The 24,031-nt window shown below is 72.9% G+C and carries 18 protein-coding genes; 9 read left to right on the forward strand and 9 right to left on the reverse strand.

Annotated elements, in window-relative coordinates; translation table 11 throughout:
- Positions 1-296: 296 nt before the first annotated feature.
- Positions 297-1,604: a cellulase-like family protein gene (locus J3P36_RS09825; protein ID WP_210507568.1), complete on the reverse strand. Its 1,308-nt coding sequence runs from the start codon at positions 1,602-1,604 to the stop codon at positions 297-299.
- Positions 1,601-4,870, reverse strand: coding sequence for a DUF5107 domain-containing protein (locus tag J3P36_RS09830; protein WP_210507570.1), 3,270 nt, complete (start codon positions 4,868-4,870; stop codon positions 1,601-1,603). The genes J3P36_RS09825 and J3P36_RS09830 overlap by 4 nt, the downstream gene beginning before the upstream one ends.
- Before the next feature lie 90 nt (positions 4,871-4,960).
- On the opposite strand from J3P36_RS09830, the gene J3P36_RS09835 reads away from it, so the two are divergent.
- Positions 4,961-5,824, forward strand: coding sequence for an AraC family transcriptional regulator (locus tag J3P36_RS09835; protein ID WP_210507572.1), 864 nt, complete (start codon positions 4,961-4,963; stop codon positions 5,822-5,824).
- Between the two features lies 1 nt (position 5,825).
- Here J3P36_RS09835 and J3P36_RS09840 read toward each other — a convergent pair whose 3' ends face one another.
- From J3P36_RS09840 to J3P36_RS09860, 5 genes are all read right to left on the reverse strand, one after another.
- Positions 5,826-6,683 carry a carbohydrate ABC transporter permease gene (locus tag J3P36_RS09840; protein ID WP_210507574.1) on the reverse strand — a complete coding sequence of 286 codons (858 nt, stop codon included), beginning with the start codon at positions 6,681-6,683 and terminating at the stop codon, positions 5,826-5,828.
- Positions 6,677-7,669 carry a carbohydrate ABC transporter permease gene (locus J3P36_RS09845; RefSeq protein ID WP_210507576.1) on the reverse strand — a complete coding sequence of 331 codons (993 nt, stop codon included), beginning with the start codon at positions 7,667-7,669 and terminating at the stop codon, positions 6,677-6,679. The genes J3P36_RS09840 and J3P36_RS09845 overlap by 7 nt, the downstream gene beginning before the upstream one ends.
- Positions 7,670-7,674: 5 nt before the next feature.
- Entirely contained in the window at positions 7,675-9,012 is a 1,338-nt protein-coding gene (locus tag J3P36_RS09850; RefSeq protein ID WP_210507578.1) for an ABC transporter substrate-binding protein, read from the reverse strand.
- A 303-nt stretch (positions 9,013-9,315) separates the two neighbouring features.
- The gene (locus J3P36_RS09855; RefSeq protein ID WP_307807032.1) at positions 9,316-11,058 is read right to left on the reverse strand and encodes an AarF/UbiB family protein; all 1,743 of its coding nucleotides are present in this window, start codon (positions 11,056-11,058) and stop codon (positions 9,316-9,318) included.
- A gap of 5 nt (positions 11,059-11,063) precedes the next feature.
- A complete protein-coding gene (locus tag J3P36_RS09860; protein ID WP_210507580.1) occupies positions 11,064-11,618 on the reverse strand; it encodes a PadR family transcriptional regulator in 555 nt (184 codons plus the stop codon).
- Between the two features lie 169 nt (positions 11,619-11,787).
- Between J3P36_RS09860 and J3P36_RS09865 the strand changes: the two genes are divergently transcribed.
- From J3P36_RS09865 to J3P36_RS09875, 3 genes are all read left to right on the forward strand, one after another.
- The gene (locus J3P36_RS09865; protein ID WP_210507887.1) at positions 11,788-12,609 is read left to right on the forward strand and encodes a spermidine synthase; all 822 of its coding nucleotides are present in this window, start codon (positions 11,788-11,790) and stop codon (positions 12,607-12,609) included.
- Positions 12,610-12,745: 136 nt separating this feature from the next.
- On the forward strand, positions 12,746-13,912 hold the full coding sequence (locus tag J3P36_RS09870) for a sorbosone dehydrogenase family protein (protein WP_210507582.1): 1,167 nt from the start codon (positions 12,746-12,748) through the stop codon (positions 13,910-13,912).
- Between the two features lie 73 nt (positions 13,913-13,985).
- Positions 13,986-14,495, forward strand: coding sequence for a SprT-like domain-containing protein (locus tag J3P36_RS09875; RefSeq protein ID WP_210507589.1), 510 nt, complete (start codon positions 13,986-13,988; stop codon positions 14,493-14,495).
- Positions 14,496-14,618: 123 nt separating this feature from the next.
- Here J3P36_RS09875 and J3P36_RS09880 read toward each other — a convergent pair whose 3' ends face one another.
- Positions 14,619-14,921, reverse strand: coding sequence for a DUF427 domain-containing protein (locus tag J3P36_RS09880; protein ID WP_210507591.1), 303 nt, complete (start codon positions 14,919-14,921; stop codon positions 14,619-14,621).
- Between the two features lie 89 nt (positions 14,922-15,010).
- On the opposite strand from J3P36_RS09880, the gene J3P36_RS09885 reads away from it, so the two are divergent.
- Positions 15,011-15,520, forward strand: a complete 510-nt coding sequence (locus J3P36_RS09885) for a hypothetical protein (protein ID WP_210507593.1) — start codon at positions 15,011-15,013, stop codon at positions 15,518-15,520.
- A 176-nt stretch (positions 15,521-15,696) separates the two neighbouring features.
- Complete coding sequence (locus J3P36_RS09890) at positions 15,697-17,103, forward strand: DEAD/DEAH box helicase (RefSeq protein ID WP_210507595.1); 1,407 nt, start codon at positions 15,697-15,699, stop codon at positions 17,101-17,103.
- Positions 17,104-17,136: 33 nt separating this feature from the next.
- Here J3P36_RS09890 and J3P36_RS09895 read toward each other — a convergent pair whose 3' ends face one another.
- Positions 17,137-17,679: an NUDIX hydrolase family protein gene (locus J3P36_RS09895; RefSeq protein WP_210507597.1), complete on the reverse strand. Its 543-nt coding sequence runs from the start codon at positions 17,677-17,679 to the stop codon at positions 17,137-17,139.
- Between the two features lie 80 nt (positions 17,680-17,759).
- Between J3P36_RS09895 and J3P36_RS09900 the strand changes: the two genes are divergently transcribed.
- The 3 genes from J3P36_RS09900 to J3P36_RS09910 are packed head-to-tail and all read left to right on the forward strand — an operon-like array spanning position 17,760 to position 23,779.
- Positions 17,760-18,404 carry an alpha/beta hydrolase gene (locus tag J3P36_RS09900; protein ID WP_210507599.1) on the forward strand — a complete coding sequence of 215 codons (645 nt, stop codon included), beginning with the start codon at positions 17,760-17,762 and terminating at the stop codon, positions 18,402-18,404.
- A 46-nt stretch (positions 18,405-18,450) separates the two neighbouring features.
- Complete coding sequence (locus J3P36_RS09905) at positions 18,451-22,992, forward strand: ATP-dependent helicase (RefSeq protein ID WP_210507601.1); 4,542 nt, start codon at positions 18,451-18,453, stop codon at positions 22,990-22,992.
- A complete protein-coding gene (locus J3P36_RS09910) occupies positions 22,985-23,779 on the forward strand; it encodes an Fpg/Nei family DNA glycosylase (protein WP_210507603.1) in 795 nt (264 codons plus the stop codon). The genes J3P36_RS09905 and J3P36_RS09910 overlap by 8 nt, the downstream gene beginning before the upstream one ends.
- The last annotated feature ends 252 nt before the right edge of the window (positions 23,780-24,031 follow it).

The raw sequence follows: 24,031 nt of genomic DNA on the forward strand, positions 1-24,031 counted from the left end.
CTCGGTAGAGTGGGGCCAGAACGCGCGACGAGACACCGGGGCGAACTGCACGGGGCATACACCGTCCGGGGTGAGGTCGAGGGTTCTGAGCGCGCGACCGCCGACCGCAATATGAAGGCGTGATTCGTCCAAGAAGGATGAGTGGGAGCGCAAGGGTCTACTATATGTCGGCCGCGTCGGCGTGTAAAGCCGAATCTTGACCTTCACTGTCATCGCGGGGTATAACCCCCGGCCACGCCGCCGCATTCCCGCGGAATCCCGCGGATCCGGGCCGTCCGAGAGGCTCCGGGGCGGGGTCAGGACGACAGGATGAGGGCGTTCATCCGCGCCTGCCACGCCCGGTCCGCCCACATCGGGTGATGGGGGGCGGCGTTCGAGCAGAGCACCATCCCCCAGACGCCCGATTCGAGTGCCGTGCGGATGCCGTGCTCGGCGAGGGCGCGGCCGACCGGCCCCTCCTCGAAGGTCCCGTGCAGCGGCGTGTAGCCGATCCAGCCCTCGCCGACGACCGCCGGCACCGCCTTCCAGCGCGCCCACTCGGCGATGGCGACGACGCGCGACTCGATCTCGCGGAGCATGACCTCGCGGTAGGCGCCGTACTCGCTGTAGAGCCAGGTGTCCCACGCGTCCGCGTCGAGCCAGTCGTACCCGTAGATCATCTGGTCGGTGACGACGGTCGCCCGATGCTTCCAGTCCGCGGCGCGCCCGTACTCCTCGAAGGACGGCGCATCCGGCAGGAGCAGGCTCCGCAGCATCGCGTTGGGGAAGTCATCGCTGCCCTCGGACCGGATGTCGACGAGCTTCTGCAGGGCGTCGAGCACCCCGTAGCTGTAGACGTGGAACTGCGCGGCCCCGAGGCCATCCGGCACGCGCTGCATGGCGAGGTGCGGCGGCTTGCCGTAGCTCGCCGTGACGAGCAGGTCGGGGTGCCGCTCGCGCAGCCGGACGACCTCGGCCGCTCCGCCCTCGTGCAGCGCGGGCAGGATCGAGAAGTCGACCTCGTTGTGCAGCTCGACGAGAGCGATCCGGGAGCGGTGCCCGGCGTCGGTGAGCCAGTCGAGAAGCCGGTTCCAGGCGGCGCCGAGGACGGCGTACCGCTCCTGCAGCGGAACGGCGTCGATGGCCTCGAACCAGTCAGGCGTCGCGGCGAACGCCGTCGACTGCTGGTACTCCCAGCTCGCAAGGACGACGACGAGGCCGTGCCGCTCGGCGGCGGCGAAGAGCTCGAGCAGCCGGGCGCGCACGTCGACGACGCTGTCCACCTGGACGTCGTACCAGCGGGTGCGCTGTCCGTAGCGGCCGCCGCCGGGTGCGGCACCCAGTCCCTCGACGGGCAGCGCCTCGGCGAGCGCGTCGAGGCCGAGGCCGCCGAAGAGGAGGAGCGGAGCCGCGCAGATGCGGATGGCGTTGTAGCCGAGCTCGGCCGCCTCGGCGCAGGCCGCGTCGAGGTCGGCGAACGGCTCGCCCTCGCTCGCCCTCGTGTACCAGGAGAAGTCCCAGAGCGTGATGGTGAGCCTCGGCGGCAGGTGCCCGGGCACCGGGCCGGTCAGGCCGCTCACGGCGGTCTCCTGCGTGCCGGAACCGAGGTAGCGCTCCTCGCTCATGCCGCGGCCTCTTTCCGGCTCCTCGTCCGCCCCTGCTCCGCCAAGTCTCTCAGCAGCCGCGCGGCCCTCGCCCGCGCTCCCGCGGTGTCGGTGTCGAAGAGGAGCAGCTCGGGCAGCGAGGTCGCGAAGTAGTCGGGAGCGGAGGAGGCGAGCTGCAGCTCGCCGGCACGCGCCTCCAGCGAGTCCCAGACGGCCGCGGCCTCGTCGATCTCGCCCAGACGGACATGGGCGATCCCGCGCCAGAAGTCGTCCGGCTCGACGGGACGGGGAGCGACCGCCAGCGCGCCGGGCCCGGAGCGCGCGGCCTCCCAAACCCGGCGGGCTCCCTCCCGATCGCCGTCCGCGGCGAGCGCGTCGCCGAGGAGCGTGAGGCGCTCTGCCATCGGCACCGCCGGGTGACGGCCCTCGCCGAGGTTCGCCGGGGCGACGATGCCGTCGCGGAGCAGGCGAGCCGCCGCGGCGGGCGCCGTCGGCAGGAGCTCCGCCGCGCGAGCGAGGGTGGCACGGTCGTAGGCGGCGATGGCCTGCCCCTCGCCGCCCTCGAACGGCTGGAAGCGCCGGGTGGTGAGGATCGCCAGCGCGTCGTCGACGCGATCCAGGTCGAGGAGGAGATTGACGAGCCGCAGCGTGAGGTCGTCCCGGCCGAGGGCACGTGAGCCGATCCCCTCGATCCGCGCCAGGCGCTCGGCGGCCGGGACCCCACGGAGCTCGGCGAGGACGTCCCGCTCGAAGACGAGCCGCGCATCGGCGGGGGCCAGCTCGAGGGCCCGCCGGAATGCGCCGTCTGCGGCGTCCAGGTCGCCTCCCGTGTTGACGACGGCCACGGCGAGGTTGCGGTGCACGACCGGGTCGCTCGAGCCGAGGTCGGCCGCCGATTGCAGCTGCTTGCGCGCGTCGCCCAGACGTCCCGCGTCGAGCAGCCAGGTGCCGAGCAGCCCGCGCACCACGGCGTCGCGGGGGTCCGCGGCGAGCGCCGCGACCAGGGCGTCGTGGTCGTCGAGCCCGTACGGGAAGGCGAGGGTGGTGTCGCTCGCGGCGACGGCGGCGCGCTCGCGGTCCGCCTCGTCGGGCCGGCCGAGCGCGGCGAGCCATCCGGCGCGGAGGAGGAGGCGCATCGGCTCGGGATTGCCGAACGCGCCGCGTGGGCCGGTCGGCCGGTCGGTGAGGGCGAGAGCGAGCTCCAGCTCGCCGGCGCGCGCGAGGTCCGCCGCCACGGCGAGGGGCGTCTTGGGATCGGCGGTCTCGAGTCGGCCGGAGAGTGCAAGCGCCACCGGATCGAGCGCGTCGCGACGCAGCAGCTCCGCGAGAGCGTCGTCCGCCTCCCGGTGGCGGCCGAGGCGCCGCAGCGCGAGCACGGTGAGGTGGTCGGCCTCGGGACCCGCTCCCGCCCGGCGCGCGGCCGGCAGCCGGTCGAGCGCGGAGGTGGCATCGCCGGTGCGGAGGAGCACCCGGGCGAGCGCGACCAGGGCGGGCCCAGCCCATCTGCCGTCCCACGCGGCCTTGCCGAAGCGCTCGGCGGCCCCCGCCGGGTCGCCGAGACGCTCGAGGACGAGCCCGAGGCGGTAGGACGCCTCGCCGCTCTCGGGGTTCAGGTTGCGTGCCGTCAGGCGCCGCAGCGCCCGCTCGAAGCGCGCTCGGGCCTCGACGTAGAGGCCGCGCCGGTAGAGCGCCGCGCCGATGGCCAGGTTCGCGCGGGAGTCGGCGGGGTCGCGCCGGAGCAGCTCCTCGAAGTAGGGCAGGGGCGAGCGCGTCGGGTGGCGGTACTGCGTCAGGTGGACGCCGGTGAGGTACAGCTCGTCCGCCGAGGCGATCGACTCGGGGGCGTCCGGCTCGGTCGCGACCCAGGGCTCAGGAGCCACCTCATCATCGGGATGCCATGACAGCAGCTCGCGCCCTCCGGCCGTGACCGTGACGCTCAGCGTCCCGGCTCGGTCCGGCACGTCCGCCTCGCCGACGAACGGCGCGGCAGGCGACAGCGGGGCGGTCCACTCCTGCAGGACGCTGCCGCCGGCGGAGAGGACGATGCTCGCCTCGACGTGCTCGCCCGGGGCGGACACCCCGACCTGCGCGCGCCCGTCGCGCCGGACCAGGCTCACGGCGGCGTCGAGGGTCGCCTGGTGGGCTGGCCCCATCTCGCGAATCGGGTACCAGTACTGACTGAACTCGCGGACCTCGCCGGGGGCGAGGTAGCTGAAGTCCGGCTGGTTGTCGGTGTAGACGCCGGCCATCAGCTCGACGTACGGGCCGTCGGTGTCGGTGAGGTGGGCGTCCCACGCGTGCCCCACCGCGCCGTCGCCCCACGTCCACTGCTTCTTGCCGGGTGCGATCGACCGGTCCGCCCAGTGCACGAAGCCGGCTCGCGCGTCGTGGTCGTAGCCGCCGAAGAAGCTGTCGCGGGTGTCGGTGACCATGTAGGAGGTGGGCACCGGGATGCTGCTGTAGATGTCGAGCCGGTCGGCGCCGGGCCGCTCCTCGGCGAGCGCCGGGTAGTCGACGCCGTAGTAGGGCCGGTCCGCCTGCGGGAACGCGGTGATCGCCCGGCGCGCGTGGTCGGCGACCCAGCGGACGTCCGTGGGGAAGAAGGACTGGTAGCGCTCATGCGACCGGGCGGCGACGTTGGCCCACCAGAGGAACGTCTGCGGCTCATCAGTGCGGTTGTGGAGCCGCACCTCCGCCTCGATGAGCGACGAGCCCGGGCGCAGCCGGATCCCGTGGGTGCCGCGCATCCGCTGCAGCGGGTCGAGGTCGCTCATGCGAACGACGACCGAGCCGTCGTCGTCCCGCTCCACGGCGGCCTCGACGGGCAGGAACGTGGCCGGCCGGTGGTGCTGGGGCCAGTTGAACTCGACGCCGCCCGACACCCACGGGCCGGCGAGCCCGACGAGCGCGGGCTTGATCACGTTGTTGCGGTAGAAGAAGTCGTAGCCGGTGGTCTTGTCGAGCCCGATGTGGATGCGCCCGCCGATCTCGGGGAGCAGCATCAGGCGGACGTACGCGTTCTCCAGGTGCACCGCGGTCCACGCCCGGGGCGCCTTCTCTCCGGAGATGCTGTCGGTGAAGGGGATCGGGTACACCCGCCCGCTCGACCCCTGGTAGACCCGGCGGTCGAGGAAGAGCGGGTACCTATCCGGCTCCCCCGGCTCGTACGTGTCGATCGTCACCGGCGCGATCCAGCAGGCGACGCCACCGTCGTCGAGGATGGCCTGCTGGTCGGCGGGCGCGTCGGGGAGGCGGATGGCGCTGGGAACGGCGTCGGCGTCGGTCACGTCGGACCACGCTAGAGATCCGCCGGCCTTCCCTCCATGGCAGATGATCGCCCGGGCATGGAGAATCCGCTTGCGTGGCAGAATCGCGAGATGGAACGCGCCGAGGGGTTCGAGGATCAGCGGCTGTGCGTGGTGCCGCGGCCGCTCGTGGCGGCGGCGCTCGCCCGACCAGCCACCCGCCGTCTGATCGTGACCGACGCCGGCTGGTTCCCGCGAGCGTCAGGTCATGGCCGTCACCGTCCGGGCGGCGCGGAGGAGACGATCGTCATCGTCTGCGTCGCGGGCTCCGGCTGGTTCTCGACGGGCGGCGTGCGCACGCGCGTCGGCTCGTCGACGGCGATCGTGATCCCCGGCGGCGCCCCGCACTCCTACGGCGCCAGCGAGACGGATCCATGGACGATCTGGTGGTGCCACGTCACCGGGTCCGACGTGCCGGACCTCCTCGAGGCAGCCGAGATCGATCCGGCGCGCCTCACCGTGTCGCTGCGGGCTGTCGACCGGGTGACGTCGATGCTCGACGAGATCATCGCCTCCCTCGAGCGCGACCAGTCCCCCGCCCGGCTCCTCGCGACTGCAGGCATGGCCTGGCGCATGCTCACCCAGCTCGCGGTCGACCGTCGCCTGCCCGAGCAGGGCGAGCCGCTCGAGAGGGCGATGCGCTACCTGGAGGAGCGCATCGAGGGCACCATCCGGGTTCCCGAGCTGGCCGCCCTCGTCGGTGTCTCCCCGTCGCACCTTTCCGCTCTCTTCCGCGAGGCGACCGGGGGCGGCGTGCTGGCCCACCACACCGCGCTGAAGATGGCGCGGGCACGCCGCCTCCTCGACACCACGACGCTGCCGATCGGTGAGATCGGCCGCGAGGTGGGGATGAGCGATCAGTTCTACTTCTCCCGCCAGTTCCGGAAGATGCACGGCGTGAGTCCGAGCGCCTACCGCCTCCAGCGGAAGGGCTGACTCACCCCTTCGTCGCGCCGGCCGTCAGGTCGGCCTTCCAGAACCGCTGCAGGGACACCATCAGCGCCACGAGCAGGATGGCCGACACGGCGGACCCCGTGACCACGAGCTGGTAGAACATCGGATCGCGCTGGGTCTGTGAGTTCCAGAGCGTGAGTCCCAGCGTGATGGGGAACGTCTTCGTGTCGTTCAGCATCACGAGCGGCAGCAGGTAGTTGTTCCAGATCGTCACGAACTGGAACAGGAAGATGGTGACGAGAGCCGGCACCATCATCCGGGTCGCGATCGAGCCGAAGATGCGCAGGTCGCCCGCACCGTCGATGCGGGCGGCCTCGATCACCTCGTCCGGAACCGCGGCGTTCGCTTGGATGCGGGCGAGGTAGACGCCGAACGGGCTGACCATGCTCGGGAGCAGGACCGCCCAGTAGGTGCCGGTCAGGCCCGCCGCGTTCAGCAGGAAGTAGAGCGGCAGGGCGATGACGGTGGCGGGCACGAGCACTCCGCCGAGGATCACCGAGAACAGCGTCTCGCGTCCCCGGAACACGTACTTGGCGATCGCGTAGCCGCACGCCGCCGACAGGACCATCGCGACGAACGCGCCGACCGCCGAGTAGAGCACGCTGTTGAGCACCCAGGTGCCGAAGATGCCGCCGTCCTGCGTGAACAGTCGGGACAGGTTCTCGAGGGCCTGCGGCGAGTCGGAGAACCAGAGCCCGAAGCTCGCGAACAGGTCGCCGGGCGACTTCGTGGCCGCGATGACGACCCACAGCAGCGGGAGCAGGAAGTAGGCCGCCGCGAGGACGAGGACCGCGTTGACCGCGATCACGCTGCCGAGCGGCTGCCGGCGGGATCTCACCATGCGCGGTTCCCCTTGCGATTGACGAGGCGGAGGAAGCCGAACGAGAAGACGAAGCCCACGAGGGCGACGATCACGGCCATGGCGGCCGCCAGGTTCGGGTTCCCCTGCGCGAACGACTGGTTGTACGCGGCGAGGTTGGGCGTGAAGTCGGAGCTGATCGCCGTCGTGAGCGGTCGCAGCACGAGCGGCTCGACGAACAGCTGCAGCGTCCCGATGATCGTGAAGACGGTCACGAGGATGATCGACGGCCGGACGAGGGGCAGCTTGATGTTCCACGTGACCGACCACTCCGAGGCGCCGTCGATGCGGGCGGCCTCGTAGAGCTCGGAGGGGATCGCGTTCAGCGCGGCGATCAGGATGAACATGTTGTAGCCCGCGAAGCCCCAGAGCGCGATGTTCGCGATGGCGAAGAGCACGCCGCCGCTCGACAGCGGGCTGAGTGAGAGGCCGATCGCGTCGAGGCCCTGCAGCACCGGGCTCGTCGCGGGGATGTAGAGGAAGCCCCAGAGCAGCGCCGCGATGACGCCGGGAACGCCGTAGGGCGCGAAGTAGAGCACGCGGAAGAAGCGCGGGAAGCGGGCCCGGCCCGACTCCAGCAGCAGCGCGAGGGCGAGGGAGGTGACGACCATGAGCGGCACCTCGATGAGGGAGAAGAGCAGCAGGCGGCCGAGGCTCGCCACGAAGGACGCGGAGCCGAGCGCCGTCGCGTAGTTCTCGAGGAACACGAAGGCCGTCTCGGGGGGCCCGAAGCCGAGCCCGCTGGAGCGGACGGTGAAGAGGCTCTGCACGAGGGCGAACACGATCGGGGCCACGAAGAACGCGGCGAACATGACCGTGAACGGCAGGATGAGGATCCAGAGCGCGGCGCGGGACTGGCGCCTGGTGCGGCCCCGTCGCCCTGCGGCGGGAGCCGACGGGCCGGAGGGGCCGGGGAGCGGCGGGGCGCTTGCGCGCCCCGCCGCCGTCCGGTCGCTGGTGGTGGACATGGCGCTCAGTTGACCGAGATGCCCTTGTCCTCGAGGGCGGCGACCATGTCGTCCTGCGTCTTGGTGAACGCATCGGCGAGAGGCGTGCCGCCGTCCACCGCGCTCTTCACGTTGTCCGTGAGCGAGGAGAACAGAGTGGAGGAGAGGGGCGGCCACTTCCAGGAGGTGTCGACGCTCTTGTCGGACTCGGCGAAGACGTCCCAGATGTCCTGGCCGCCGTAGAACTCGAACACCTCGGGGGCGTCCTGCAGCGCGGTGATCTCGCTCGTGTCCGCGACGGCCGGCCAGCCGGCGCCGACGTTCGTCAGGATGTTGACGCTCTCCGGGTCGGAGTTGAGCCAGAGCGCGAACTCCGCGGCCTCGGCCGGGTGGTCGGAGCCCTTCAGCACGGCGCTCGCCGAGCCGCCCGCCCAGGTGGCGGAGACGCTGTCGCCGGCGTTCCACTGGGGCATCGGGCCGACCGCCCACTTGCCGGCGGTGTCCGGCGCGGTGCCGCGGAGGATCGCGTCGGCCCAGGAGCCGGAGATCCAGGTCGCGACGTTGCCGTTCTGGATGTCGGCGTTCCACTCGCTCGAGAAGTCGGCCTCGATCTTCACGAGGCCCTCGTCGATGAGCTTCTGCCAGAACTGCGCGGTCTTCAGCGTGGCCTCGTCGTCGATGGAGACGGTCCACGCGTCGTCCTCGGCGGTGAACCAGCTGGCGCCCGCCTGCTGCGAGAGGCCGATGAGCCAAGGAGCCTGGTTGAACGCGAAGGCGGTGATGTACTTGTTCGGGTCGGAGGCGTGGATCACCTTCGCCGCCTCGTAGTACTCGTCCCAGGTGGTCGGGTAGGCGAGGCCGAGGGAGTCGAAGATGTCCTTGCGGTAGAACTGGCCGAGCGGGCCGCTCGCCTGGGGCACCGCGTAGACCTTGTCGTTGAAGACGCCGGTCTGCCACTGCCACGGCACGAAGTCGTCCTCGGCGTCGCCCACGTGCTCGGTGATGTCCTCGAGCGCGTCGTTGATGAGGAAGTCGGGGATGGCGTCGTAGCCGAGCTGCACGACGTCCGCCGGGTTGCCGGCCTGCACGGCCGAGAGCATCTTGGCGTAGCCGCCGTCCGGGCCCGCGGTGATCGTCTCGAGCTTGACCTCGATGTCGTCGTGGGAGGCGTTGAACGCGTCGACGGCCTGGTCGATGTTCGGCACCCAGGACTGGAAGGTGATCTCGACCGGCTCACCGCCGGTGGAGGATCCGCCGGAGGCGCTGCTGCCGCCGCTGCTGCATGCGGCGAGCGCGGCTACGAGGCCGACGGTGACGGTTCCGGCGAGGGCGAGCCGGGGAATGCGGGTTCGTTGGCCGAACATCATGCTCCTTTGCAAGGGGGTGCGGGGGATCCGCGGAGAGGTGGCGCGAACCGAGGCTAGGTCCGCCGGACGGCGCGGAGACATGGTGAAAGCTCCTCGATGCATGGACGTTCCTACGATGCCTCTCGGCGACGGTCCCCCGGGCGGAACGAAGGCGGAGGTCCCTCCCAGTCTCCCTCAGGACGCGAGAGCGTTGCGCGAGGCGCCTGTCCGGACGAAGTCGCGAAGCCACCGGCGAGGGCGCGCGAGGCGGGCGCATGGACTATCCGGACAGCGCGCTCGGTCGACCGTCCGCCGCAGCCGTCACCGCCGCCGGTTCGCCAGCAGGCCCCCGAAGACAGCGTGGACGAGCGGCAGGACGGAGACCGCGATGAGCGCCGTCCCGGGAACCTCATCCGTGCCGCGCAGCAGCACGCCGGCGATCAGGAACCCGGCGAAGAGGACGGCGGACACCACCCGCCCCACGGCGCGCTCGACCCGCCGCACACTCCGGTCGACGCGCGGGACCTCCACCTCGAGCTCGCCGTCGTCGATCCGGGTGAGGAGGTCGTCGACTCGGCGCGGGAGCCGCGCGGCGAGCTGCACGGTCGACACGGCCTCGCTCGCGACCGTGCCGAGGAGGCCGCCCCGCTCCTCGCGGAGGAGCCGATCCGCGTAGGGCTCGACGGCGTCCCAGATGTTGAAATCCGGGTCGAGGGTGCTGCTGAGTCCGGAGATCAGCGAGACGGCGCGGATGACGAGGAGGAAGTTCTCGGGCAGCTGGAACGGGAGCGCCCGGATGGTGTCGCCGAACTCGATCGCGAACTCCCGCAGCTCCCGCGGATCGATCGCCTGGAGGTCTCGCACGGCGATCCCGCCGAAGCGGGCGAACAGCGCCGACATCGTGCGCTCGAGCTCGCGCGTGTCGGCCGAGGGCAGCAGCACGCCCAGCTCGCGCATCGTGGCGACGATGCGCCGCCCGTCCCGAGCCGCCACCGCGATGATGTACTGCCGCAGGCCCTCGCGGAGGCGGTCCGGGATGGCGCCCATCATGCCGAAGTCGACGAACGTGAGCGTCCACTCGGGCCCGCCCGCAGGGGCGCCGTCGCCGCCGCGCGGCGCGTCGAGCGGGGTGACGAACAGGTTCCCGGGGTGTGCGTCCCCGTGGAAGAACCCCGCGACGAAGAGCTGGTCGAACATGACCGACGCGAAGACCTGCGCGACCTCGGACGGGTCGATTCCCGCCGATCTCAGCCCGTCGAGGTCGTTGATCTTGATGGCGCTGACGTCCTCGAGGGTGAGGATCCGCCGGGTCGTCCGCTCCCAGGCGATGCCCGGCACGCGCACCCGCGGGTCGCCGTCAAACTGGCGCGCGAACCGCTCCGCGTTCCGGGCCTCGTGCAGATAGTCGATCTCGTCGAGGCTCGTCTCCGCGAACTCCTCGGCGAGCGCCGGCAGGTCGACCCGGCGCGAGACGAGCTTCACGCGGCTCAGCCAGCCCGCCACCCGGCGCAGGGCGGCGAGGTCGACGTCGACGATCATCCCGATGTCGGGACGCTGCACCTTCAGGACGACGTCGGCGAAGCCGGTGTCCGCCGCGTCCTCGGGCCGGAGGCGCGCCCGATGGGCCTGGCCCAGCGACGCGGCCGCCATGGGGGTCGCGTCGAAGGCGGCGAACGCCTGCTCGAGGGGCGTCCCCAGCTCCGCTTCGGCGAGCGCGCGGATCGCCGCGAAGTCCTCCGGCCGGACCTCGTCCTGGAGCCCCTCGAGCTCCCGCGTCACCTCGGGAGGCAGCACGTCGAGCCGGGAGGAGAGGAACTGCCCCACCTTGATCATCAGTCCGCCGAGGCTCGTCGCCAGCGCGAAGTAGTGGCGGGCCATCCGCTGCCATCGGCGGGTGCGGCCGCGGGCGCCGAGCCGGGCGAGCCCGAATCGCGGCAGGACGAGCTCGAACCACCAGTTCTCGACCATGTACCGGGCGGCGAAGCGGAGGATGCGGCGGTAGCGCGCGCGGCCGCGCCGGTCGAACGCCACCGGGGCGTCCCGGCGTCGCTCAGCGTCCGGCACGCCGGTCAGTCTCGGGCGAGGATCGAGTAGAGCTTGCGCCGCGCCTCGTCGAGCGCCTCGACGGCTTCCGCGATCTGCTCCGCGGACCCGTTCTGGGCGACCTGAGCGGCGGCCTGGGCCAGCTTGGCGCCCGCCCTCGGCAGCGATCCCCGACGGCCGGGCTCGGACTCGAAAGCGCTCGAGCCGCTCGCCGCTGCCTGCGCCTCCGCGCGCCCGAGGTCGGTGAGGGAGTAGACCTTCCTGCCGCCCGCGTCCTGCGCGACGACGAGCCCCTCGTCGGCGAGCAGCTGCAGCGTCGGGTACACCTCGCCCGGCGTCGGCGACCACGCACCGGCGCTGCGCTCCTCGATCGCGCGGAGAACGGCGTAACCGTGTCCCGGCGCGGCGGCCAGCACCTCGAGGATCGCGCTCCGCAGGTCGCGCCCGCCTCCGCGACCGGCGACGCGCTCCTCGACGCTCTCGCGCAGCTGCTCGAGACGGTCCCACCATGCGGCGTTCGTCCGTGGCGAGCCGGGCCGACGCCCGGCGCCGAAGGGCCTGCTCGTGTACGACCCGCTCATGGCGTCCTCCTGGGGTGCTGTCCGGGTGCACCCTACCGACCGCAGCTTCGGGGAAGGTGGGGCGTCCGCTGTGGCCGGGACGAGGCGGGGCGCCACCGCAGCCGCAGCCGCGTGACAGGATGCCGGAGTGAAGCCGGAGCCCGAACCCGAAGCAACGCTGTCCAACGGCATGCGGGCCGTCCTGGAACCCGACCGGTGGCGCCCCGGGTTCGTCAACCTCGTCGTCGACGGCACACCGCAGTCCCAGGTGAACCCGGACGATCCGCGCGAGCTCGGCTTCGAGTACATCCAGCGGATCGCCCACGTCATCGACCTGCTGCGGGAGCCGGGCGAGCCCCTCACCGCCGTGCACCTCGGCGCCGGCGCGCTGACGCTGCCGCGGTATGTGCTCGCGACACGTCCGGGGTCCCGGCAGCAGGTGCTCGAGCTCGAGCCCGCGCTCGTCGACCTCGTCCGTGAGCATCTCCCGCTGCCCTCCGACTCGGGCATCCGCGTCCGGTACGGAGACGCGCGCGCCGGGCTCGGCAAGCTGCCGCGGGCCCTGACCGGCACGGTCGACCTCGTCGTCGTCGACATCTTCAGCGGCTCGCAGATCCCGGCGCACGTGACGAGCGTCGAGTTCTACCGGGAGGTCGCGGCCCTCCTCGCGCCGGGCGGCGTCATCGCGGTGAACCTCGCCGACGGGCCGGGCCTCGCCTTCGCCCGCGGGCAGGCCGCGACCCTGGGCGCGGCGGTCGCCGAGGTGGCGGCGCTCGCCGAGACCCAGATCCTCAAGGGGCGGCGCTTCGGCAACATCGTGCTGGTCGGGTCCAACGCCCCGCTCCCCCTCGAGTGGCTGCCGCGGCTGCTCGCCGCGGGCCCGCACCCCTCGAAGGCGGTCGCCGGCCGGGAGTTGCGGGACTTCATCGCGGGCGCCCCGGTCGTCACGGATGCGGCGGCCAAGCCCTCTCCCCCGCCGGCGCGCACGTTCCTCGCGGTGGACCGCGACTGACCCCTCCCGCGCAGGCCAGCGCTGGTGGTGACGAATCAAGGAGATACCGGCCTTCGAGCCGCGATCCATGCGGATCGGGACCGGTTCGCGACCGGATCTCCTTGATTTGGTGCGGGGTGGGTGGAACGGTACCCCCATGGGTTCGCGACGGAGCGGCGCGGGGACGGCGCTCCTCGGCGCGCTCCTCGCGGTCGGGCTCGCGGGCTGCACCTCGAGCGGAGGCGGGAGCGTCGGCACGCCCGTTCCCCTGCCGTCGGCGTCGTCGCCCCCGGCATCGCCGTCCGCAACACCGACCCCTGCGGGGCCGACCGGACCCGTCCAGCCGGCGGGCGAACCGAGCGACGTGGTGACCGGACTCGACGCGCCATGGTCGGTGGTGCCGGTCGACGGCTCGATCCTCATCAGCCAGCGGGATGCCGCGAACATCCTCGAGGTGACGGCCGACGGGCAGACGCGGGAGGCGGGCCGGGTGGACGGCGTCGTGCCGAGCGGCGAGGGCGGACTGCTGGGCCTCACCCTGCTCGAGGAGGACGGCGAGCGCTGGCTGTACGCCTACTTCACCGCCCAGGACGACAACCGCATCGTGCGGATGCCGCTCACCGGCGGCGCCGGGTCACTGGCGCTCGGCGCGCCGACGGTCGTCCTCTCCGGGCTGCTGAAGGCGGTCAACCACGATGGCGGGCGCATCGCGTTCGGCCCCGACGGCATGCTGTACGCGACCGTGGGCGACGCCGGGGTGCGCGACTCGGCGCAGGACCCCGCGTCCCTCAACGGCAAGATCCTCCGGATGACGCCGGAGGGCGGGGTGCCGGACGGCAACCCCTTCGGCGACTCCCTCGTCTGGTCGATGGGTCACCGCAACCCGCAGGGGATCGCGTGGACGGCGGACGGCGTGCTGTTCGCCGCGGAGTTCGGGCAGAACACGTGGGACGAGCTGAACCGCATCGAGCCGGGGGCGAACTACGGGTGGCCGGTCGTCGAGGGGACCGGCGACGACGGGCGCTTCGTGAACCCGGTGTACCAGTGGGGGACGGACGAGGCGAGCCCGAGCGGCCTCGCCGTCGCGGGCGACACCCTGTTCCTCGCGGGGCTCGGCGGTGAGCGGCTCTGGATGATCCAGGGGGCGGCGACCGGCGGCGAGGCGGTCGCCACCGAGTACTTCGGGGGCGCCTACGGGCGGATCCGGGACGTGCTGCTGGCGCCCGACGACTCGCTCTGGTTCCTCACCAATAACACCGACGGGCGCGGCTCGCCGCGGGAGGGAGACGATCGGCTGGTGCGGATCGCGCTGACCCCGGCGTGATCGGCGCGTGCTCCACCCGCCGTCGGAGGCGGGGGTTAGCCTCGGCAGGCGTGCCGGAGTAAGGGAGGAACCGATGGCGGAACTCGCTCTGGTCCGCGCGCGCGCCGAGGCGCTGCTCGCCGCCCACCTCGGCAGGGGCTGGACCTTCGGCTTCGACGACGCGAAGAGGCGCGCGGGGCTGTGCAACTACTCGGATCGGAAGATCACGGTGTCGCGCTACCTGGCGGCCCGGTGGACCCTCGCCGAGGTCGACCAGGTGCTGCTGCACGAGGTGGCGCACGGGCTCGCCGGGCACCGCGCCGGCCATGGGCCGCGCTGGCTGAGCACGGCCCGGAAGCTCGGCTACACCGGCGCCCGCGTGCACGACGGGGAGACGGCGCACGAGCTCGCCCCCTGGGTGGGTACGTGCCCGGGCGGGCACACGCACTACCGCTACAAGGCGCCGCAGGCGCCGCTGTCCTGCCGGCTCTGCGGGCGCGGATTCGACCAGAGCCGCGTCATCACGTGGGCGCGCCGCGAGGTCACGCCGGCGCAGCGCCGGGCCGCGATGCGCGCCGCGGCGGACTCCCCGCCCGCCACCTAGAGGCGCCCCGGGGCCAGCGCCGAGTGCGCCCTGGAACACCGAGCGCGCCCTGGGCACGGGGTGCACTCGGTGCCACCGGGTGCACTCGGCGCAGGGCGCGCTCGACGAAGAGGGATGCGGCCGTTACTCGACGACCTGCACTTCCTTCCAGAAGGCGACGTAGCCGGAGAAGTCGGTGCCGACGCGGTCGAACGCGGTCGGAAGGGGCGTCGGGTAGCTCCAGGCGCGGTCCTGCAGCAGGCCGTCGCCGTCCTTGACGCTGAAGTACTGGCACTCGCCCTTCCAGGGGCAGAAGTACGGGGTCTTGCTCTCCTCGAGCAGCTCGGAGTTCACGCTCTTCGGCGGGAAGTACCAGTTGCCCTCGATGCGGACGAGCTCGTCCTCGTGGGCCTCGGCGAGCACGGTGTCGTTCAGCACAGCCTTCACGGCGTCTCCTTCGATGGTTGCTTGTCATACCCAACCGACGGAGGGCCACCGGGATTCCCCCTCCCAGGGTCGCGTGCGAGACTGCCGCCATGCGGGTACTGCTCAAGCTGGTCCTCGACTGCGAGCCCGAGGCCGCCTGGCGCGCGATCCAGTCGCCGGCGGTCCTGCGCGAGGTCTACACGCCCCTCATCAGCGTGCGCTCCCTCGAGCCGAAGGGCTTCCCGAACCGCTGGGAGGGCGGCGACCACCCGGTCGCGATGAAGGCGGCCGGCATCATCCCGCTCGGCGAGCAGGTCATCTCGCTCGAGTTCCCCGAGCGGCGCCACGAAGGCGTGCAGATCATGCGCGACGCCGGCGCGGGGGTCACCGGCCTCAACCGGCTCTTCACCGAGTGGGACCACCGGATCGCCATCGCGCGCGATCCGAAGGACCCGGGCAAGACCCTGTACCGGGAGCAGCTGCGCTTCTCCGCCGGCCCGTTCACCGCGGCGGTCTGGCCGGGCCTCTGGGCGCTCTGGCAGTGGCGGTCGGCGCGGCTCAAGCAGCTCGCCCCGACCTGGTCCTCCCGGCTCGGCGAGCCGGAATACGACGCCGCCTGATACGGTTGCCCCACACGGCGCCCATCTGCGTGCGCCTGCGTCGAAAGAACGCCACTCTCTCCGCAGCCTGAACAGGCCGCGTCGAGGATCACATTCTGCCGGCGAACGGATGCGCCTCCCGGCGCACTCGCCAACTGCGGCCGCTCCCGGCCGATGCATGCCTGAAAGGCACTGATTTGACCTCCTCCTTCGCTGCGCTCGGCGTCCCCGAGCGCCTCGTCTCCACACTCGCCGAGCAGGGCGTGACCGAGCCGTTCCCCATCCAGGCCGACACCCTCCGCGACACGCTCGCGGGCCGGGACGTCCTCGGCCGCGGCAAGACCGGCAGCGGCAAGACGCTCGCGTTCTCCATCCCGCTCGTCGCCCGCCTCGCCGGCTCTCTCGCCGGCGGCAAGCGCCGCCCGGGCCGTCCGACCGGCCTCGTGCTCGCCCCGACCCGCGAGCTGGCCACCCAGATCGCGAACGTCCTCGAGCCGCTCGCCCAGCCGTACGGCCTCACGGTGACGACCATCTTCGGCGGCGTCTCCCAGAACCGCCAGGTGTCCGCGCTCAAGGCCGGCGTCGACATCGTCGTCGCCTGCCCGGGCCGCCTCGAGGACCTCATGAAGCAGCGCTTCCTCACCCTCGACGCCGTCGAGATCACGGTCATCGACGAGGCGGACCACATGGCCGACCTCGGCTTCCTGCCCGGCGTCACCCGCATCCTGGCGGCGACCCCGGCCGGCGGTCAGCGGCTGCTGTTCTCCGCGACGCTCGACAACGGCGTGGACAAGCTCGTGAACCGGTTCCTGCACGACCAGGTGCTGCACTCCGTCGACGAGGCGAACTCGCCCGTCGCCGCGATGACGCACCACGTGCTCGAGGTGGACGGCGCCGAGGCCAAGCGCGACCTCGTCCGCACCCTCGCCTCCGGCAGCGAGCGCCGCGTCCTCTTCCTGCGCACCAAGCACGCCGCGAAGAAGCTCGCGAAGCAGCTGACCGAGTCGGGCATCCCGGCGGTCGACCTGCACGGCAACCTGTCCCAGGCGGCTCGCGACCGCAACCTCGCCGAGTTCGGCGCGGGCGACGTGAAGGTGCTCGTCGCGACCGACGTCGCCGCGCGCGGCGTCCACGTCGACGACGTCGATCTCGTCGTGCACGTCGACCCGCCCACCGAGCACAAGGCGTACCTGCACCGCTCCGGCCGCACCGCGCGCGCCGGCAAGGAGGGCAGCGTCGTCACCGTCGTCCTGCCCGAGCAGCGCCGCGACGTGAAGGCCCTGCTGCGCAAGGCCGACATCACCGTCGCCGCGTCGTCGGCGACCGACACTATCGCCGAGCTCGTCGGCGTGGTCGCGCCGCACGTCCGCTACGTGCCGAAGCAGCACGTGCAGCAGCCCGGCACCTCCACCGGTGCGAACGCGCAGCGCAAGCGCGCCGCCCGCGCCGGCGGCTCGGGCCGTCCCGCCGCCGGCGGCGGCGATCGCCGTCCCGCTCGCGGCGAGTCCGGCCGTCCCGGCCGCACCGAGTCGGGCCGTCCGACGACGGGCATGGCCGTGTCGCGAGGCAACGGCGGCGGCGGTCGCCGCCGCGGCGGCCGCTGAGCCGGCGCCCCGACTGAGCAGTCGGGTCGGCCGCTACGGCAGCCGGCCCACCGAGGCGAGTGCGGCGCGCACCAGCGCGCCGCGCCCGCCCTCCATCTCCGCGGACACCGAGGGGCTCGCCGCCTCCTCCGGAGTCATCCAGGTGAGCTCGAGCGCGTCCTGCCGCGGATCGCACGTGCCCGTCACGGGCACGACGTAGGCGAGCGCCACCGCGTGCTGCCGCCCGTCGCTGTACTGCCCGAGCGTGGGCGGCGGGAAGTACTCCGGCACCGAGAACGGCGTCGGGCTCGCCGGCAGCTGCGGGAACGCCATCGGCCCGAGGTCCTTCTCGAGGTGGCGGAAGAGCGCGTCGCGCAGGCTCTCGCCGTACATCACGCGGCCCGACACGATCGTGCGGCTGATCTGGCCGTCCGGGTTGACCCGCAGCAGCAGACCCACCTCGGTCACCTGGCCCATCCCGTCGACCCGCACCGGGACCGCCTCGACGTAGAGCAGCGGCAGGCGCTGGCGGATGACCGCGAGCTCCTCATCGCTCAGCCAGCCGGGGGTCGGGTCGGGCGTGCGGACGAAGCTCATACCCCCCATTCTTACCAGCCGCTCCGGTGCTCCCCGGCAACCCCTGAGCGCCCACAGCGTGCCGATGCGAGGATCGACGGATGGAGCAGCTGCCCGACCCCGTCGTCGACCCGGCCGCCGTGCTGTGGTCGGCGCGCATTGAGGAGCTCGCCGAGCGGCCGCTCCTCGTCCTCCTGCACGGCGTCGGCGCGGACGAGGGCGACCTCTTCGGGATGTCGCCCCAGCTGCCCCTGCACCCCGTGATCGCGTCCCTGCGCGCCCCCACCCGCTACGGTCCGGGCTGGTCCTGGTACGACCTCGGCACTCCCGGCGACCCGAACAGCGAGGGCGTCGACGCGGCGGCCCGCGCGGTGCTCGCCTGGCTCGACGCGCTGCCGGTGCAGCCGCCGTCCATCGGCATCCTCGGCTTCTCGCAGGGAGCGGCGGTGGCCGCCCAGGCGATGCGGCACGCGCCCGCCCGCTTCGATCACGCCGTGCTGCTCTCCGGCTACGTCACCTCGGGCGACGTGGAGGGCGACGAGGAGCTCGCCCGGCTCCGCCCGCCGGTGTTCTGGGGCCGCGGCACTGCGGACGACGTCATCCCGCGCGTCGCGGTGCAGCACACCGCGCAGTGGCTCCCCGATCACGTCACGCTCGACGCCCGCATCTACGAGGGACTCGGCCACTCGGTGTCCCAGCAGGAGCTCACCGACATCGTCGGCTTCCTCCGCGACCGGCGCCGCTGATCGATGGCGCTGAGGCGATGTCGGTGGTCGCGCGGAGAATGAGGTCATGACCTCATCCGCCGAGCACGACGGGCTCGGCCGCTTCTCGCCCGCCACCCGGGAGTGGTTCGCGGGCGCCTTCCCCGAGCCCACCGGAGCGCAGCTCGGCGCGTGGGAGGCCATCTCGAAGGGCGCCAACGCCCTCGTCGTCGCGCCGACCGGATCCGGCAAGACCCTCGCCGCCTTCCTCTGGTCGATCGACCGGCTCGCCGCCGCCGGCACCCCGGATCCGGAGGTGCCGCGCACGCGAATCCTCTACCTCTCCCCCATCAAGGCCCTCGGCGTCGACGTGGAGCGCAACCTGCGCAGCCCGCTCGTCGGCATCACCCAGACGGCGAAGCGACTCGGCGGCACGGCGCCCGACATCCGGGTCGGCGTCCGCTCCGGCGACACCCCCTCGTCAGACCGCCAGAAGCTGCTGCGCGATCCGCCGGACATCCTCATCACGACGCCGGAGTCGCTGTACCTGATGCTCACCTCGAACGCGCGAGAGACCCTCCGCGGCGTCGAGACGGTCATCGTCGACGAGGTGCACGCCGTGGCCGGCACCAAGCGGGGCTCGCATCTCGCGCTCTCCCTCGAGCGCCTCGACGCCCTCCTGTCCCAGCCCGCGCAGCGCATCGGCCTGTCCGCCACCGTGCGACCCCTCGACGAGGTGGCGCGCTTCCTCGGCGGGCGGGCGCCGGTCACCATCGTCGCGCCGAGCGCCAGCAAGCGCTTCGACCTCCGCGTCGTGGTGCCGGTCGACGACATGAGCGACCTCGGCGCCCCGCCGGCGCCCGAGACCGGCACCGGGGCTCCGGCGCACGGCTCGATCTGGCCGCACGTGGAGGAGGCGATCGTCGACCTCGTGGCCCAGCAGCGCTCGACGATCGTGTTCGCGAACTCGAGGCGGCTCGCCGAGCGCCTCACCGCCCGCCTCAACGAGGTGTGGTCGGAGCGGCTCGAGCTGGAGCTCGCGCCCGCCGGTGTGCCCGCGGCGCTCGCGCCGGGACAGAGCGGCAGCACCCGCGGCGCCGACCCGGTCCTCGCGCGCGCCCACCACGGGTCCGTCAGCAAGGAGCAGCGCGCCACCATCGAGGACGACCTCAAGAGCGGACGCCTCCGCTGCGTCGTCGCCACGTCGAGCCTCGAGCTCGGCATCGACATGGGCGCCGTCGACCTCGTCGTCCAGGTCGGCGCTCCGCCCGCCGTCGCCAGCGGCCTGCAGCGGCTCGGCCGCGCCGGCCACCAGGTGGGCGAGGTCTCCCGCGGCGTCCTCTATCCGACGCACCGCGCCGACCTCGTGTCGTCGGCCGTGGTCGCGGGCCGCATGGTGGCGGGCGAGATCGAGGCTCTCGCGGTGCCCGCCAACCCTCTCGACATCCTCGCCCAGCAGACCGTCGCGGCGTCCGCGATGGACGACCTCGACGTCGAGGAGTGGTTCGACCTCGTCCGGCGCAGCGCGCCGTTCGGCTCGCTGCCCCGCTCCGCGTATGAGGCGACCCTCGACCTCCTCGCCGGCCGCTATCCGTCCGACGAGTTCGCGGAGCTGCGCCCGCGCCTCGTCTGGGATCGCGACGCCGGCACCCTCTCGGGCCGGCCCGGCGCCCAGCGGCTCGCGGTCACCTCCGGCGGAACGATCCCCGACCGCGGGCTCTTCGGCGTGTTCATGGTCGGGGACGCCGGCGGCTCGTCCCGTGTCGGCGAGCTCGACGAGGAGATGGTGTACGAGTCGCGGGTCGGCGACGTCTTCGCGCTCGGCGCGACCAGCTGGCGCATCCAGGAGATCACCCACGACCGCGTCCTCGTCACGCCCGCCTTCGGCGAGCCCGGCCGAGTGCCGTTCTGGAAGGGCGACGGCATCGGCCGCCCCGCCGAGCTGGGCCGCGCCATCGGCGCATTCGTCCGCGAGATCGGCGGGCTCGACGAGGGGCCTGCGACGGAGCGCGTGACGGCGCTCGGGCTGGACGAGCGCGCCGCGGGCAACCTGCTCGCCTACCTCGCCGACCAGCGCAGCGCGACCGGCACCCTGCCGAGCGACCGCACCCTGGTCGTCGAGCGCTTCCACGACGAGCTCGGCGACTGGCGGGTCGTGCTGCATTCCCCGTTCGGCATGCAGGTGCACGCGCCCTGGGCGCTCGCCGTCGGCGCGCGCGTCGAGGAGCGGTACGGCATCGACGGCAACACGATCGCGAGCGACGACGGCATCGTCGTGCGCATCCCGGATACCGACGCGGAACCGCCTGGCGCCGAGCTGTTCGTCTTCGATCCCGACGAGCTCGACGCCGTCGTGACAGCCGAGGTCGCCGGATCCGCCCTCTTCGCGTCCCGCTTCCGCGAGTGCGCGGCCCGCGCCCTGCTGCTGCCCCGCTACAACCCGGCCCGCCGCTCGCCGCTGTGGCAGCAGCGGCAGCGGGCGTCCCAGCTGCTCGACGTCGCCCGCAAGTTCCCGTCGTTCCCGATCATCCTCGAGACGATCCGCGAGGTGCTGCAGGACGTCTACGATCTGCCCTCACTCGACGCCATCGCGCGGGAGATCGCCTCGCGCCGCATCCGCCTCGTCGAGACGACCACGGAGGCGGCGTCGCCGTTCGCGAGCTCCATCCTGTTCGGCTACGTCGGCGCCTTCATGTACGAGGGCGACAGCCCGCTCGCGGAGCGCCGCGCGGCGGCCCTGTCGCTCGACGCGTCACTGCTGTCCGAGCTGCTCGGCCGCACGGAGCTGCGCGAGCTGCTCGACCCCGCCGTGATCGAGCGCACGGAGCGCGAGCTGCAGCGCCTCGCGGACGACCGCAAGGTGCGCGATCTCGAAGGCGTCGCGGATCTGCTGCGCCTGCTCGGCCCGCTCACCACCGAGGAGGTCGCCGCCCGGGTCCAGCCCGAGGGCGCCGGCGCCGCCGCCTCGTGGCTCGACGAACTGGTCGCCACCCGCCGGGCGCTGCACGTCAGCTTCGCCGGCGCCGAGTGGTGGGCGGCGATCGAGGACGCCAGCAGGCTGCGCGACGCGATCGGCGTCCCCCTCCCGATCGGCACCCCCACCGCCTTCGTCGAGCCCGTCGATGACCCGCTCGGCGACCTCGTCGGCCGCTACGCCCGCACCCACGGTCCCTTCACCGCCCACCAGGCGGCGGCTCGCCTGGGCCTCGGCATCGCCGTCGTCACCGACACGCTCCGCCGGCTCGCCGCCCAGCGCCGCGTCGTCGACGGCGAGTTCCGCCCCGGCGGCCAGGGCACCGAGTGGTGCGACGCCGAGGTGCTGCGCCGGCTGCGCAGCCGCTCCCTCGCGGCACTCCGCAAGGAGGTCGAGCCGGTCGACCACGCCGCCTACGCGCGCTTTCTCCCCGCCTGGCAGCAGGTGGGCGGCCGGCTGCGCGGGGTCGACGGGGTGGCCGCCGTCATCGACCAGCTCGCGGGCGTGCCGGTCCCCGCGTCGGCGTGGGAGAGCCTCGTGCTGCCCGCGCGGGTCCGCGACTACTCCCCGGCGATGCTCGACGAGCTGACCGCGACGGGCGAGGTGCTGTGGAGCGGCTCCGGCGCCCTGCCCGGCAACGACGGCTGGGTCAGTCTGCACCTCGCGGACACCGTGGCCGTCACCCTTCCCGACGCCGTCGAGCCCGAGCTGAGCCCGCTCGAGCGTGAGATCCTCGCCGCCCTCGGCAGCGGCGGTGCCTACTTCTTCCGTCAGCTGTCCGACTCCGTCGGCAGCCTCGACGACGAGGCCATGACGACCGCGCTCTGGAACCTCGTCTGGGCGGGGCTCGTCACGAACGACACGTTCGCCCCTCTGCGCGCCCTCGTCGGCTCGGGCGGATCCGCGCACCGGCAGCCGCGGCGACCCACCCGCGCCCGCTCGTTCCGGGGCCACAGCCTGCCGCGACCGGCGATGCCCAGCCGGTCCGGCGCCCCGATCGTCGGCGGGCGCTGGTCGATCGTGCCTCTGCCGGAGACGGAGCCGACCGTGCGCGCGGCCGCGACCGCCGAGCTGCTGCTCGACCGGCACGGCGTCGTCACGCGCGGAGCGGTGGCCAGCGAGCGGGTGCCGGGCGGCTTCGCCCTCGTCTACAAGACCCTCAGCGCCTTCGAGGAGAGCGGCAAGGCCCGCCGCGGCTACTTCATCTCCTCCCTCGGCGCCGCCCAGTTCGCCACCTCGGGTGCCGTCGACCGGCTGCGCTCGTTCAGCCGAGACCCGGGCGACGAGCGCGGCGAGACCACCGCGCTGGCTCTCGCCGCGACCGACCCCGCGAACCCCTACGGCGCAGCGCTGCCCTGGCCGCCGATGGAGGGGCATCGGCCCGGCCGGAAGGCGGGCGGCCTCGTCGTCCTGCTCGACGGGGAGCTCGGACTCTACCTGGAGCGCGGCGGCAAGACCCTCCTCACCTTCACGCAGGACCCCGGCGACCTCACCCAGGCGACGGCCGCCCTCGCCGACCTCGTGCGCCGCGGCGCCGTCGACAAGCTCGCCATCGAGAAGGCGGACGGCGAGTTCGTGCTCGGCACCGACGTCGGCCGCGCGCTGGAGGCGGCGGGCTTCAGCGCCACTCCACGAGGGCTGCGGCTCCGTGCCTGAGGGCGACACCGTCTATCAGGCTGCCCGCCGCCTCGACGCGGCGCTGCGCGGCAAGGTCCTCACCGGCTGCGACGTCCGCGTCCCGCGCTTCGCGACCGTCGACCTGACAGGCCAGACCGTGCATGAGGTGGTGTCGCGCGGCAAGCACCTGCTGATGCGCGTCGGCGAGAGCACCATCCACTCCCACCTCAAGATGGAGGGCGTCTGGCAGGTCTACCCGACCGGCGGGCGCTGGCGGCGGCCCGCGCACGAGGCGCGCATCGTGCTCGACACCGCCGACGTGCAGGCGGTCGGGTTCGCGCTCGGCGTGCTCGAGATCCTGCCCACCGCCGACGAGGACGACGCGGTCGGCTATCTGGGACCGGACCTCCTCGGTCCCGACTGGGATGCGGCGGAGGCGGAGCGCCGTCTCCGCGCTGAGGGCAGCCGGCCGATCGGCATCGCCATCCTCGACCAGCGGGTGATGGCGGGACTCGGCAACGTCTACCGCAGCGAGATCTGCTTTCTCCGCGGAGTCCTGCCCACTCGGCCGGTCGATGCGACGCCCGACCTCCCCGCCTGGATCGACCTCAGCCGCCGCGTGATCGTCGCCAATCGGGACCGTCCCGAGCGCATCTTCACCGGCAACACCCGCCGGGGGCAGGGCACCTGGGTCTACGGCAGGGCCGGCAAGCCGTGCCGCCGGTGCGGCACGCCGATCCGCATGGAGTGGCTGGGTGATCCGGTCGTCGAGGGCCGCGGAAGCACCGACCGGCAGGCGTTCTGGTGCCCTCGATGCCAGAACTGAGGGACACGGCTGGTGCCCGCGCTGCCAGCCGGAATGACCGGTTCGGAACGAATACGGGAACAATCCGATAACGGTCCCCGCGTGGCGCGCGGGCGGGGATACTCTGCTCGCACCGGGAGGACACCCCGCTCGGCGGACGAGGACGAGCGCACGGAGCGCGAGCGCGGTCGCCGGCGCCTTCCGGTTGAGGACGGGGCCGGCTGAGCCCCGAGACAAGCGGTCACCCGAATGGCCACTTACACATCCGATGCA

The organism is Naasia sp. SYSU D00057, from assembly GCF_017916505.1.
Taxonomy (GTDB): domain Bacteria; phylum Actinomycetota; class Actinomycetes; order Actinomycetales; family Microbacteriaceae; genus Naasia.